Consider the following 13,396-nt stretch of genomic DNA (forward strand, 5'->3'; position numbering starts at 1 on the left):
TGATTTATTTAATATCGATAAATTGTAACTTGATCAAATTCTGCCGATTAAAGATAACTTTTGTTAATTTTTCATTTATACTCCCTTTCCAAAGCACGCTACAGCTCATTTTACTGACATTCAGTAAAGTTAGTTTTAATGCGTTGCGACTGAATTAATCTTACTTTCGCCGTATAAATTGCCTCATTCAGGAATAAAAAATGTCAGATTTCCGCCAGCAAGCTCTCGATTATCATGAATTTCCAGTAGCAGGTAAAACTGCTGTTAGTCTTACTAAACCTGCTCAAACGAGCCATGATTTATCTTTGGCATACAGTCCTGGTGTTGCCGAGCCTGTACGTGAAATCGCCGCAAATCCTGACGATGCATATCGCTATACCAATAAAGGGAACACTGTTGCCGTTATTTCAAATGGTACTGCTATTTTAGGGTTAGGTAATTTAGGCCCATTAGCATCTAAGCCAGTTATGGAAGGCAAGGCCTTACTGTTTAAGCGTTTTGCGAATATCGACTCTACAGACATTGAGGTGAAACACCGCACCACTGCAGACTTCATCAATACGGTTGAATCGATTGCGGATACATTTGGCGGTATCAACCTTGAAGATATTAAAGCGCCTGAGTGTTTTGAAATTGAGCGTGAGTTGATCGCTCGCTGTAATGTCCCTGTGTTTCATGATGATCAGCATGGTACTGCCATTGTTACCGCAGCAGGAATGTTGAATGCGTTAGAGATTCAAGGTAAAAAAATCGAAGATGCCATCTTTGTGTGCCTAGGTGCAGGTGCTGCTGCCATTGCGTGTATGACAATGATTGTTAAGTGTGGTGCACAGCGTGAAAATGTTTACATGCTGGACAGACAAGGCGTTATTCATACTCGCCGTGAAGACATCAATGAGTACAAAGCATTATTCGCTAACAATACTGACAAGCGTACACTTCAAGATGTGATTAAAGATGCTGACGTGTTTTTAGGCCTATCAGGTGCAGATTTATTAACGGCTGACGATATTGCGTTAATGGCGCCAAATCCAGTTATCTTTGCCTGTTCAAACCCCGACCCTGAAATTAAGCCTGAGATTGCGCATAGTATCCGTAAAGACTTGATTATGGGAACAGGCCGCAGTGATTACCCTAATCAAGTTAATAACGTACTTTGTTTCCCGTTCATCTTCAGAGGTGCATTAGATGTGAGAGCATCACAAATTAATGATGAAATGAAGATTGCGGCAGTTAAAGCCCTTGCTGCTATTGCTAAAGAGCCAGTTCCTGCTGAAGTCCTTGCTGCTTATCCAGACGTCGATTCAATGACCTTCGGTCCAGAGTACGTGTTGCCTAAACCAATGGATCCACGCTTACTAAAAAATATTGCGAGTGCGGTGTCACAAGCGGCTATTGATTCAGGTGTGGCAGTATTAGATAAAGTACCTACTGATTACTCACTGTAAGCGATTGGTAAGGTGAAATACAAAAGGGGCGAAAGCCCCTTTTTTGTGTCTACAGAACTCGATAAAGATTAGGTTTGCCTTTTACTATAAGCTACTGAATAATCATCTACAGTTGAGTGGTGAGTATTTGGCATGATTAGGCCAAATGCTGATAATAATAAAATCTCACGGTATTGCGCTTTAGCAGGACGCTGATAAATGAAATTAACCAAAATTTTAACGAAAAAATTGACCAGTTTTTGGCTATTGTCATTAACTGCTGTCGGAGCGATTTTTTTTATTGGTGCATTAATCAGCTTTATCCAGCTCACCTACAAATTTCAGCAACAAAAAGTCACTCAATTAGAATCAATGCTCGTGGAGCACTATCAGGCTGACAGTCATTGGGAGCTACATGCTTGGCTACCGCCGATTTTAATCGCCTACAATACCACTTCATTTAAATTAACTCAGGGCGATACCATTTTATTTGAGTATTACTCGCCCACACCTGAGCCTAATCCAACCTTATATAAACACGTTATCGACGCAGATAAGTTGTTATCGATGGAGCTTAAGCTGCCCCAGCCATTTTTATTACATCAATTAGGCTGGTACGAGTATTTAAGCTTATTGATTTCATTTATCGCGATTGCTTTATTTGTCCGCTATGGTCTTCGCTGGTTTAACCATGAGCTTGATGGTATTGAGCAAATTGCCGAGCGCAGTATGCTTGTGATTGAGGGGGAGCATGAAAAAGCACTGCAATTTTCAGGCAAAGGCCGCCCTCGCTTAGTCAATAGGGCAATGACTAAGTTGCTTGAACAACTGCAAGATGCGCAAAAAGAGCGTGGCCGCTTTGACCAATTTATTCGCTCTAAAACCTTCCTCGATCCTGCTACTCGTATTGGTAATCGAATTTTCTTTGAAAATAGACTCGAAGCACTGACGCATCAAAGCAGTATGATTGCCCACGGTGTGATCTTGCTCATTAACTTTGATGATTTGGATTTACTGCTTCAACAAGAAGGCGATGACATTGTTAATGAGCAACTTAACGACTTCGTACAAGCGATTACTCAAGTATTACACCCCTATGAAGATGTCACTTTTGCACGGTATGATTTTAATCAGTTTGTGATTGTCGCCCCTCAGCTTTCTTTAGATGAAGCAGATAGTTTGGCAAACAAACTGCTGAAACTGGCTATTAGGCAACTACAAAATCAGTCAGACACTCAAGATAACTATGTGCATTTAGGCGCTGCTTTTTATAGTGCTGGAGACATGCAAGAACAAGTATTAGAAGAAGTTGAAATGGCACTAAAAGCCGCGCAGCTTCAACGTAGTAATAACTGGTTTATGTATGACAAAGGCGCTGTAGATAAAGAAATAGCAAAAGGCTCTGTGCGATGGAGAAGCTTTTTAGAAAACACATTAGTGAATAAGCGCTTTGTTGCGATTACGGAAAAGGTCATTGATAGTGATGGGCATACTTGTCATCAAGAGGCCTTTAGCCGTGCAATTGATAATCAGGGTAATGAAGTTAGGGCGACCTTATTTATTCCAATGGCGAACAAGTGTGGCTTGATGCCTCAAGTTGAAAGGCAATTAATAGAAACAGTCATGTTTGATTTGATGGTGAATAATCAAGATCACTATAGTATTAACTTAAGCCTCGACTCGTTAACGAGTCGTGCATTTAGCCGTTGGTTAAAAATCACCTTGATGGAACATCGTCATTTAGCTTCCCGTCTTACTTTTGAGGTATCAGAAGATATTGTGGTGAAACATCAGCATAAATTGGTCGAGAATTTGAATATGCTTCGCAAAATAGGAGCTAAGCTGTGTGTTGACCATGTCGGATTGCAAGTTGTGGGTACTCACTATATTCAAGAGTGTCACTTTGACTTAGTAAAACTGCACCGTTCGATTATTCACCAAATCCACCTAAAACCTGAAAACCAGTTATTTATTCGTAGCCTAATTGGCGGCTTATATCGTGCTGAAGTGCAGGTATTTGCTGAAGGTGTGACTCAATTTGAAGAATGGCAAACATTGAAAATTTTAGGTGTGAGTGCCGCTCAAGGGGATTTTTTTAATTAACAGCGACCACAACCCTGTGTCGCACATTGATACCTTCCAATCCAAAGTGGTATGTAACTTGTATTGCTTTATATTTCGCCAAATTAATATCTCATTCGCTATTAACAATTGCGTTACATCTTGAGCGTGATGAGATTGTGAAACTTGAGTATCAAGGCATAACAATCTATCTTAAATGTATACAATATTTTTAAGATTATTTTTCTATAAAATTAAGTGATTAGCAGTTAAAATGTCGTACGGTATTTTTTTGACTTATTTTCCTGCTCAGAACGTTCTTTATGTTACATAGTTGTTGGTTTTGAGCTGGTATTTTTGAGTGAAGTGAATCGTTGCTGTGAAGTTGCATGGTGTTTGCCGCTATGTGTTATTTTCCTGATTATCTGGGCACAGGGTTTTGAATGAATAATGGTTTTTTAAGTAAATTGACCTTTTGGCGCCAAACTCAAGTTTCTGCAAAACTTGGGGTGTATATCAGTGCAACTCACATTAGTGTTTTCCAGGCCGATTTATCAGATAGTCAAAAGCAAGAACTTGATTCTACAAATCAAAAAAACGCTAACCTCAGTTTATCTGACAACATACAGCAATTTGCCTTTAATGGTGAGAATTGGGCAGAGGTGCTGGCTGAGATTAAAGCGAGCTTTGGTGCGGCGAAATTACACATTGTATTGGCTGAATCATTTTATCAATTGATTGTGGCTGATAAACCCAATGTAGAGGCGAATGAATTAAACCAAGCATTGTTATGGGCGGTAAAAGATTTAGTGACCGAACAGGTGACGAACATTCAATTAGATTATTTTGAATCATCACTCACGACAACAGGAAAAATAAACGTTGTGGTCGCCAATAAAATGCAACTTTCTACCTTGGCACAATCCTGTGAGCAGCATGGCTTTGTAATTGAGGATATCACCATTGAAGAATTAGTTATGCCGCGTTTATTTGACGATCAAGCGCCGCATATGGTGGTGAGTCATGTACCAGAGCAAGAACTGTTATTAACGGTCGTCAAACAAGGTGAGCTGTTGATGCAGCGTCGAGTACGTGGATTTACCCAAATAGATAAAGCCAGTGCCGCCGATTTGCAGTATGGACTCGCTGATAATCTGAGCTTAGAAATTCAGCGTTCAATGGATTATTTTGAAAGTCAGCTGCGTCAAGCACCGGTTGCTTCAATTGATTTATTGATTGATGGCGAATGCCAAGCGTTAGTGCCATTGGTATCGCAGAACTTTAATCAACCAGTCAGTGCGATTGAACATATCTCTGTGGCAAGTCAATTGGCTTATTTGGCCGCGGTGGAATTAACCGGAGGTGATGCATGATAAAAACCACGGTTAATCTTTACAGTGCGGATTTATTGCCTGCTAAATTAAGATTGTCTTTCCAGCGCATGATGATGGCAGTTGGCGGGCTTATCGTATTTAGTATGTTGATTTGGGCAATTGGCTATTGGTCTGTTACAGGTCTGAATGCAGAAGTGTCGAGCGTTTCTGCTGCTAAATCTTCACTTGATACTCAAAAAAATGCACTTGAATTAGAGATATCAACTCGTGCACCAGATCCAGAACTTGTTGCGAGTGTTGAATTGGCTCAACAGCGTTTAGATTTAAAACGTTTATTATCGGGTGAGCTCAAGCAACGTGAGAATTTAATCAGTCAAGGCTATTCAAATTTACTGACCGATCTTGCTAGCGTATCAGATGGTTCGGTGTGGCTCAGCCAAATTAACATTAACCAACAACACTTTGAGTTCGAAGGATATGGGGCACAGCCACAAAGTATTCCGTTATGGGTCGAGAAGTTAAAGCACACCGAAACATTGAAAGGGTATGCCTTTTCAACCATGACGATGGATAGAGGCGAGTCAAAACCTATTGCTTTCAAGTTATCTAGCACGCCAGACGTGGAGGTAAAAAAATGAAGCAATTATGGCAGCAATTAGACACTAAATTTAATGAGCTGAGTCAGCGTGAGCGGGTCTTAATTTGCATTGCAACTTTAGTTGTTATCGCGATGGTCGTTTACCTTCCTGTTGAAAGTATCTTTAAAGAAAGACAAAAGCTTAATCGACAGTTAAGCCAATTAAATACCGATATATCCGTTTCTGAGCAGCAAATCGCTTTGTATCAACAACGATTAGCAATGGATCCCAACACAGATTATCGCAACCGATTAACCTTGATTGAAGAGCAAACGGCCGTTGCAGATGCAGAGCTTGATAAACAAATGGTATCTATGGTGCCTGCTAGCTATATGCCAACCGTGCTCACTAACCTGCTTGCCAATGTTCAAGGTGTGAAGCTGTTATCTTTTGGATCGATAGCGCCAACACCGTTATTGCAAGTGGGCGAAGAAGACAAAATGAACTTATACAGTCATGGCATTCATTTGACGTTGGAAGGGAGCTTTTTTTCCATTTTGGCATTTATTGAGTCAATAGAATCCATGCCAGATAAATTGTATTGGAAGCGTCTCAATTACCATGTTGATACTCATCCCAATGCCACTGTCGAACTCGAGCTATATACCTTGAGTATTAATAAGGAGTTTATCAGTGTCGCAGAATAAATTAATTTTATTAGTGCTGAGCTTGTGTGTTTTTAGCGGGCTAGCTTCAGCCAAGTCATTAAGAGATCCGACATTACCAGGACAAGGTTATGTGACAGCCTCAAGTGGTGGGGAGCGAGTTGAATCATTAGTACTCAATAGCATTGTAAAAAGTGCTAGCCCTCACGCTGTAATCAATAATCAAATTTTTTCTGTTGGTGAGCGTGTTGATGGCGCCAAAATTGAATATATCGGCAAGAGTTACGTTAATTTGTCTGACGGACGAAAACTTAAGCTATTTCAGTCGATAACAGAGCGATAGGACAAGAATAACAATGACATTTATTAAATACGCAACCCCTCTGCTATCTCTTTGTTTGCTAGGTTGTCAAACAACAGACAGACCTGATCCAACGACGTCTAAAACGGAGTTGAGTCAATCACTCGCTGAAGCGCAAACGGCGCAAAATATTGTACCGCCTCCTGCGCAAATGCCTGAGGAAATTCAACGTGAACTCAATGGTTCCAGTTTACTTGGTGGAGCGACATCTTTACCTAAAGAGCGTCGATTTGATGTGTCTGCTAATGATGTTGATGCAAAAGTTTTCTTCCCAAGCCTTGTTCAAGGAACGCCACTCAGTGTTGCTGTTCACCCTGAAGTTAGCGGGACAATATCTATTTCATTAAACGGCGTAACCTTGTCGGAAGTGATTAAAGTTGTTGAAGATATTTACGGATACGAAGTGAGCCGTGAAGGTCGTATTTTGCGTATCTTCCCTGCTGGAATGCGCACAGAAACTTATCCGCTAAATTATCTTTATATGGAACGAGAAGGGCTATCGTTAACCTCGGTGAGTTCTGGCCGTATTTCAGATAATAATGACAACTCAAACTCGAATTCGAATTCGAACTCCAACAGTAGCTCATCAAGTAGCAACTCGAGTAATAATAACAACTCCAACAATAATAACGATAGTAACGACAACACTAACGGCACCTTTATTCGCTCGAAAACGAAATCTAATTTCTGGGGTGAATTAGAGAAAACCTTAGTATCAATTATCGGTAATACAGGTGGCGGGCGCCAAGTTGTGATAACGCCACAAGCAGGCTTAGTGACTGTAAGAGCGTATCCTGATGAATTACGTCAAGTCAGTACATTCCTGAAAAAAGCGGAAACGCACTTACAACGCCAAGTGATCCTAGAAGCTAAGATATTAGAAGTAACATTATCGGATGGCTACCAACAGGGTATTCAGTGGGATAACGTATTAGGACACGCAGGCAGTACCGATATTAACTTTGGGACCTCACCTGGTAGTGGCTTAAGCGACCAAATCACTAATGTCATTGGTGGTGTGACGTCAATTAGCCTTACAGGAACAGACTTTAGCACCATGATCAGCTTACTTGATACCCAAGGCGATGTAGATGTGCTGTCCAGTCCTAGAGTCACCGCATCAAACAACCAAAAAGCCGTAATTAAGGTTGGTAATGATGAATACTTCGTTACTGATGTCTCGTCAACGACAGTGGCAGGTACAACACCTGTAACGACTCCTCAAGTTGAACTCACTCCTTTCTTTTCAGGTATCGCGTTAGATGTGACACCACAAATCGATGCAGACGGTAATGTGTTATTACATGTTCATCCATCCGTTATTGATGTCTCAGAGCAAGTTAAAGAAATTAAAGTTAGCGGTTCAAGTTTAGAGTTACCACTGGCTCAAAGTGAAATTCGTGAGTCAGACACTGTGATTAAAGCCTCTTCAGGGGATGTCGTTGTGATTGGTGGCTTAATGAAAAGTGAGAACATCGAAGCGTTGTCTAAAGTGCCTTTATTAGGTGATATTCCATTTATTGGAGAAGCTTTTACTAATCGCAGTAAATCCACAAAGAAAACAGAACTTATTATCATGCTAAAACCTACCGTAGTAGGAGCTGATACTTGGAGTAATGAATTACAACGCTCTAAAGATTTACTTGATCGTTGGTATCCAGAGCAGGAGTAACGGCTAAATGCCGTTGAAAATGCTATGTATCAACAACACTTTGGCTTAACTCAGTTACCTTTTACGTTAACACCTAATACGCAATTCTTTTTTGGGTTAACGCCGCATGTTGAAGCATTACAAGTGCTGCAAACTGCGATTGAGAATGGTGAAGGCTTTATTAAAGTCACAGGGGAAGTTGGCACGGGTAAAACATTGATTTGCAGAAAGCTGCTCAATGATTTACCGGAACAATACCATTGCGCATATGTGCCAAACCCCTATTTAAGCCCAGAAGAGCTTCGTTGGGCATTAGCGACAGAGTTGGAGCTTTCATTAGATGAGAACTTAAACCAGCAACAGCTAACGAGTTTAATTCAAAGCAGGTTACTTGAGCTTAATCAACAAGGTTTACAGGTCGTTTTAGTATTGGATGAAGCCCAAGCTTTGCCGAATGAAAGTTTGGAAACTTTAAGGCTATTTACCAACCTAGAAACAGAAAGCACCAAGTTAATTCAAGTGGTGTTGTTTGGCCAACCTGAATTAGATGAACGACTTGAAGATAATAAGCTAAGGCAACTAAAACAAAGAATCACCTTTAGTTATAAATTAAGACCACTAGCGTGGGATGAAATCCAAGCCTATATCGACTACAGGTTGTCCGTTGCTGGTTATCAAGGTCATTCATTGTTTAATGACAAAGATGTGAAACTTATTGCCGCTGCAGCGCGAGGGGTTCCTCGTTTGGTGAATGTGATTACTAATAAAGCGCTGTTACTTTGTTTCGCAGAGGGTGAAACTCGAGTTCATACAAAGCATTGTAAAGCGGCCATTGTGGATACAGAAGATGCTGAACCCTTGCCGTCTGCTCAGCAACAAGAACGATGGATTTTTTTATTACTACTTTTATGCGCTTCACTGGCGATGCTATATGTCGCTGATGTTGATTGGGTATCGATGTTAAGAGAGTCAATATGAGCGTCATTAATAAAGTATTAAAAGATTTGGATAAGCGTCAGCAACAACATTCTGATGAGAGTCCACAAGGCGCAGAGGCCAACGGATTTCAGCGACCTGAAGTACAGTTTACTAGTCAAGTTAATATGGCAAAAGGGACGACTACTCACAGTGCAAGCTCTTCTAACAAAAGCTTGCTGATGTCGGTACTGATGTTAGTCGCGGTAGCTTTGTTAGGCATAATGCTGTATCGACAGGGAATGCAGCTGCAAAAATTGCAGCCATTGACACCTGAACGGGTTAACAACAATGCTTCAGTAGTGGCTAACCCTAATGAGAATTTAGCTGATGATCAGCCTATGGTTACGGCAGTAAAAAGCAGTGATGAATCTATCTCGCTGAGCCAGTCAGCGATAGCGGATGCGTCATTTTCATCTAATGAACCTACTGATGCCATGAAACAAGATGACGACAAGATAGCCGAAGAGGAAAGTGTCGTCGATAGGGATGTAAAACCAAAAAGTACTGACATCGCGGCGGTGGAAATTACGAAAAATGAAAGCAAGCAAGATATTGATAGGGCAGTAAAAGTAAATAAGGTCGAGCAAACTCAAACCAATGATTCAGGTTCAGTACAAGTCAGGTTTAGCCAAAACACTCGCAGTTCGGCCATTGTCGCTGATAACCAAAAAGAAACGGCTAATAATGTCGTTACAATCAATGAATCAAAGCCAACGAGAACAACGGCAAGAAATCGCGTTAGCGCGACAGCGAATAAGGGCAGCATGGCTGTCACTGAGGTAGTGTTATCTAATGCAGAGCTTGCACAAAAGAAATTTGATATTGCAGAGGTTGCAGAGCAGCAGCAAAAAGTAGATAGAGCCATTAAATACTATTACGAAGCATTGATGTTAGAGCCATCAATGCATCAAGCAAGAAAGCAGTTAGCATCTTTGTATTACGCGCTTAATAATTTGGGGCGAGCTGAGCAGATTTTGGCACAAGGCGTGGTTCAATTTCCTGAGGAAGTGGAATTAGCTATTTTAAAAGCCAAAGTTGAGAATGCGTCATTTAGCCCTGATAAAGCATTAATCACCTTATCAGGAGTGAGTGATAACAGCGAGTGGGCAAGGGATAAATGGATTTTACAAAGTGATATTGCCCAGAAAAATGGCCAATTTGAATTGGCTGAGTCGGCATATCGCTCATTAGTCGGACTGGAGCCTTCACAAGCGCGTTGGTGGATGGGATTAGCATATGCACTCGATTCACAACAAGCATATAAAGAGGCGGCAGAGACTTACCGTAAAGCGTTATCTTATCGAGGCTTATCAACTGGTGCTATGACGTATATAGAACAACGATTAATTCAACTTGAAGGTAGCCAATGAAACCAAAATTAAAAATGCGTTTAGGCGATCTTCTCGTTCAAGAACACATTATTACTGATGACCAATTAACCCAGGCTTTATCTGAGCAACGAAACTCAGGTAAGAAATTGGGACGCACATTAATTGATTTGCACTGTATTACAGAAGATCAATTGCTCAAGTTTTTATCTCAGCAATTAAACCTGCCGTATTTAGACATAAGCCGTTTATCGATTCCTTCTGAAGTCGTCAACCTTATTCCTGAAGTGCAGGCTAGACGCTATCGTGCGCTTGTGGTTAAGGCCACTGAAGATACGGTCACACTGGCCATGAGTGATCCTGCAGACTTACAGGCTATCGATAATTTAGAAGTGTTCGTAGCACCAAAGAAAATTACTATTGCGGTGACGCCTGAGCAACAATTACTGGATGCTTTCGATAACTTATATCGTCGTACTGGTGAAATTGCCAAAATTGCAGGTGAGCTTGAAGAAGAATATGCCGCTGATGACATGTTTGATTTGGCGAGCATTACTGACAGCGATAGCGATAACGAAACCACCGTGGTTAAGTTATTGCAGTCAATTTTTGAAGATGCAGTACAAATGCGTGCTTCGGATATTCATATTGAGCCAGGTGAAAAAGTATTACGGATACGCCAACGTATTGATGGCCAGCTGCATGAAAATACCTTAGATGAAGTTAATATTGCTTCCGCACTGGTGCTGCGTTTGAAGTTAATGGCTGGTTTGGATATTTCAGAAAAAAGAATGCCACAAGATGGCCGTTTTCATATTGAAATCAAAGGCCATAAGATTGATATTCGTATGTCTACCATGCCAATTTATCATGGTGAATCTGTGGTGATGCGTTTACTAGATCAATCAGCCGGCCTACTGACGTTAAATGAAACGGGTATGCCTGATCATATTTTGCAACGGATCAGAAAACAGATTAGACGTCCTCACGGCATGCTCTTGGTAACAGGGCCAACAGGTAGCGGTAAAACCACAACCTTATATGGCATTTTAAGTGAGCTAAATACGCCTGATACGAAAATTATTACTGTTGAAGATCCGGTCGAGTATCAGTTACCTCGCATTAACCAAGTACAAGTTAACCATAAAATTGGTTTGAATTTCTCTAGCGTATTAAGAACAACGCTTCGTCAAGATCCCGATATCATCATGGTCGGTGAGATGCGTGACCAAGAAACGGTAGAAATTGGGTTAAGGGGAGCATTAACCGGTCACTTTGTATTATCAACCTTGCATACCAATGATGCGATTACCAGTGCATTACGTTTACTGGATATGGGGGCGGCAAGCTATTTGGTTGCGAGTGCATTAAGAGTGATTATTGCCCAGCGACTCGTTAGGCGTGTATGTTCAAATTGTATGACGGATCATCAACCTACAAGTTCAGAATTAGCCTGGATAAACACGGTTGCTAAAAAAGATTTTAGTGCTGCGAGTTATAAAATAGGGACAGGTTGTCAAAGCTGTAACGGTTCGGGTTATCGTGGTCGTATTGGTATTTTTGAAATCCTTGAACTTGATGACGATATGGTCGATGCCATGCGTACAGGAAACCCGCAAGACTTTGCTCGTGCTGCGCAAAAAAGTCCGACCTTTGTGCCATTAGCTGACTCGGCCTTTGAGTACCTTTATAACGGCATGACAACCATCGAGGAAGTTGCCAAATTGGTAGAAGATGTCAGTGAAATACCAGGCACTGAAACCCTGCCTGCAGATATGGGTATGGGGAGCTAAGTATGCCAACTTACCGGTATCGAGGTCGGAACAATCAAGGCGCAGCCGTAGAAGCCTTTATTGAATCAGCAAATGAAAGTAGTGCTGCTGATGCTTTGATGTCTCGAGGCATCATTCCCCTTGAGCTGCGTGAAGTTAAACAATCTCAGCCATTTAAATTGGGTAGCCTTTTTGCAAGCAAAGTCTCGCTTGAAGAGTTGCAAATTTTTACCAGACAGATGTATTCATTGACTCGATCTGGCATTCCAATTCTGCGGGCGATAGCGGGGTTAGCTGAAACCACGCATTCTCAGCGAATGAAAGATGCTTTAAATGATATCTCAGAGCAATTAACGTCTGGTAGGCCCCTTTCTGCGGCAATGAACCAACACCAAGATGTGTTCGATTCATTGTTTATCTCGATGGTTCATGTGGGTGAAAATACCGGTAAGCTGGAAGATGCATTTATTCAATTATCTAGCTATATAGAACGTGAACAAGAGACTCGACGTCGAATAAAATCGGCAATGCGTTATCCTATTTTTGTATTAATTGCGATTACCATCGCCATGGTGATCCTCAATATCATGGTCATCCCCAAGTTTGCAGATATGTTTTCACGGTTTGGCGCTGACTTACCTTGGGCAACAAAAATTTTAATCACCACTTCAAATGTATTCGTAAATTATTGGCATGTCATGTTAGTTGCTGTGGTTGGTGCAATTATTGGGATTAGATATTGGCATCATACAGAAAAAGGTGAGCGACAATGGGACCGGTGGAAACTGCATATCCCAGCTGTAGGCTCAATTATTGAACGTTCAACGCTTTCTCGGTATTGCCGAAGTTTTTCGATGATGTTGGGAGCAGGTGTGCCTATGACCCAAGCGTTAAGCTTGGTTGCCGATGCCGTTGATAATAGCTATATGCACGACCGAATTGTGGCAATGCGTCGAGGTATTGAATCAGGTGAATCAATGCTGCGGGTATCTAACCAAAGTGGACTGTTTACTCCGTTAGTTTTGCAAATGGTGGCTGTAGGTGAGGAAACTGGGCAAATCGATCAGCTGTTGAATGACGCCGCAGATTTTTACGAAGGGGAAGTTGATTACGACTTAAAAAACTTAACAGCAAAGTTAGAACCGATTTTAATCGGATTTGTAGCATGTATCGTATTGATCCTAGCACTAGGTATTTACTTACCTATGTGGGATATGCTGAACGTTGTTAAGGGTTGATTG

At 41.2% G+C, this 13,396-nt stretch carries 11 protein-coding genes; all 11 read left to right on the top strand.

The window, feature by feature from the left end; translation table 11 throughout:
• The first annotated feature begins 200 nt into the window (after positions 1–200).
• The 11 genes from A9267_RS14085 (at position 201) to A9267_RS14135 (ending at position 13,393) form a co-directional block, all read left to right on the top strand.
• Positions 201–1,448 carry a malic enzyme-like NAD(P)-binding protein gene (locus A9267_RS14085; protein WP_065109620.1) on the top strand — a complete coding sequence of 416 codons (1,248 nt, stop codon included), beginning with the start codon at positions 201–203 and terminating at the stop codon, positions 1,446–1,448.
• A gap of 198 nt (positions 1,449–1,646) precedes the next feature.
• Positions 1,647–3,530, top strand: coding sequence for an RNase E specificity factor CsrD (gene csrD, locus A9267_RS14090; protein WP_065109621.1), 1,884 nt, complete (start codon positions 1,647–1,649; stop codon positions 3,528–3,530).
• A 401-nt stretch (positions 3,531–3,931) separates the two neighbouring features.
• Positions 3,932–4,861, top strand: a complete 930-nt coding sequence (locus A9267_RS14095; protein WP_065109622.1) for a hypothetical protein — start codon at positions 3,932–3,934, stop codon at positions 4,859–4,861.
• Entirely contained in the window at positions 4,858–5,460 is a 603-nt protein-coding gene (locus tag A9267_RS14100; RefSeq protein WP_065109623.1) for a PilN domain-containing protein, read from the top strand. The genes A9267_RS14095 and A9267_RS14100 overlap by 4 nt, the downstream gene beginning before the upstream one ends.
• On the top strand, positions 5,457–6,107 hold the full coding sequence (locus A9267_RS14105; RefSeq protein ID WP_065109624.1) for an MSHA biogenesis protein MshJ: 651 nt from the start codon (positions 5,457–5,459) through the stop codon (positions 6,105–6,107). Before A9267_RS14100 ends, A9267_RS14105 begins: the two co-directional genes overlap by 4 nt.
• Positions 6,094–6,408 (top strand): hypothetical protein, encoded by a 315-nt coding sequence (locus A9267_RS14110; protein ID WP_065109625.1) that lies wholly within the window; start codon positions 6,094–6,096, stop codon positions 6,406–6,408. Before A9267_RS14105 ends, A9267_RS14110 begins: the two co-directional genes overlap by 14 nt.
• Positions 6,409–6,421: 13 nt before the next feature.
• On the top strand, positions 6,422–8,098 hold the full coding sequence (gene mshL / locus A9267_RS14115; RefSeq protein WP_065109626.1) for a pilus (MSHA type) biogenesis protein MshL: 1,677 nt from the start codon (positions 6,422–6,424) through the stop codon (positions 8,096–8,098).
• Between the two features lie 24 nt (positions 8,099–8,122).
• On the top strand, positions 8,123–9,055 hold the full coding sequence (locus tag A9267_RS14120) for an ExeA family protein (RefSeq protein WP_065109627.1): 933 nt from the start codon (positions 8,123–8,125) through the stop codon (positions 9,053–9,055).
• Positions 9,052–10,425 (top strand): tetratricopeptide repeat protein, encoded by a 1,374-nt coding sequence (locus A9267_RS14125; RefSeq protein ID WP_065109628.1) that lies wholly within the window; start codon positions 9,052–9,054, stop codon positions 10,423–10,425. Before A9267_RS14120 ends, A9267_RS14125 begins: the two co-directional genes overlap by 4 nt.
• Entirely contained in the window at positions 10,422–12,176 is a 1,755-nt protein-coding gene (locus A9267_RS14130; RefSeq protein ID WP_065109629.1) for a GspE/PulE family protein, read from the top strand. The genes A9267_RS14125 and A9267_RS14130 overlap by 4 nt, the downstream gene beginning before the upstream one ends.
• A gap of 2 nt (positions 12,177–12,178) precedes the next feature.
• Entirely contained in the window at positions 12,179–13,393 is a 1,215-nt protein-coding gene (locus A9267_RS14135) for a type II secretion system F family protein (protein WP_055022917.1), read from the top strand.
• Positions 13,394–13,396: the final 3 nt, after the last annotated feature.

Source organism: Shewanella sp. UCD-FRSSP16_17 (assembly GCF_001675935.1).
Taxonomy (GTDB): domain Bacteria; phylum Pseudomonadota; class Gammaproteobacteria; order Enterobacterales; family Shewanellaceae; genus Shewanella; species Shewanella japonica.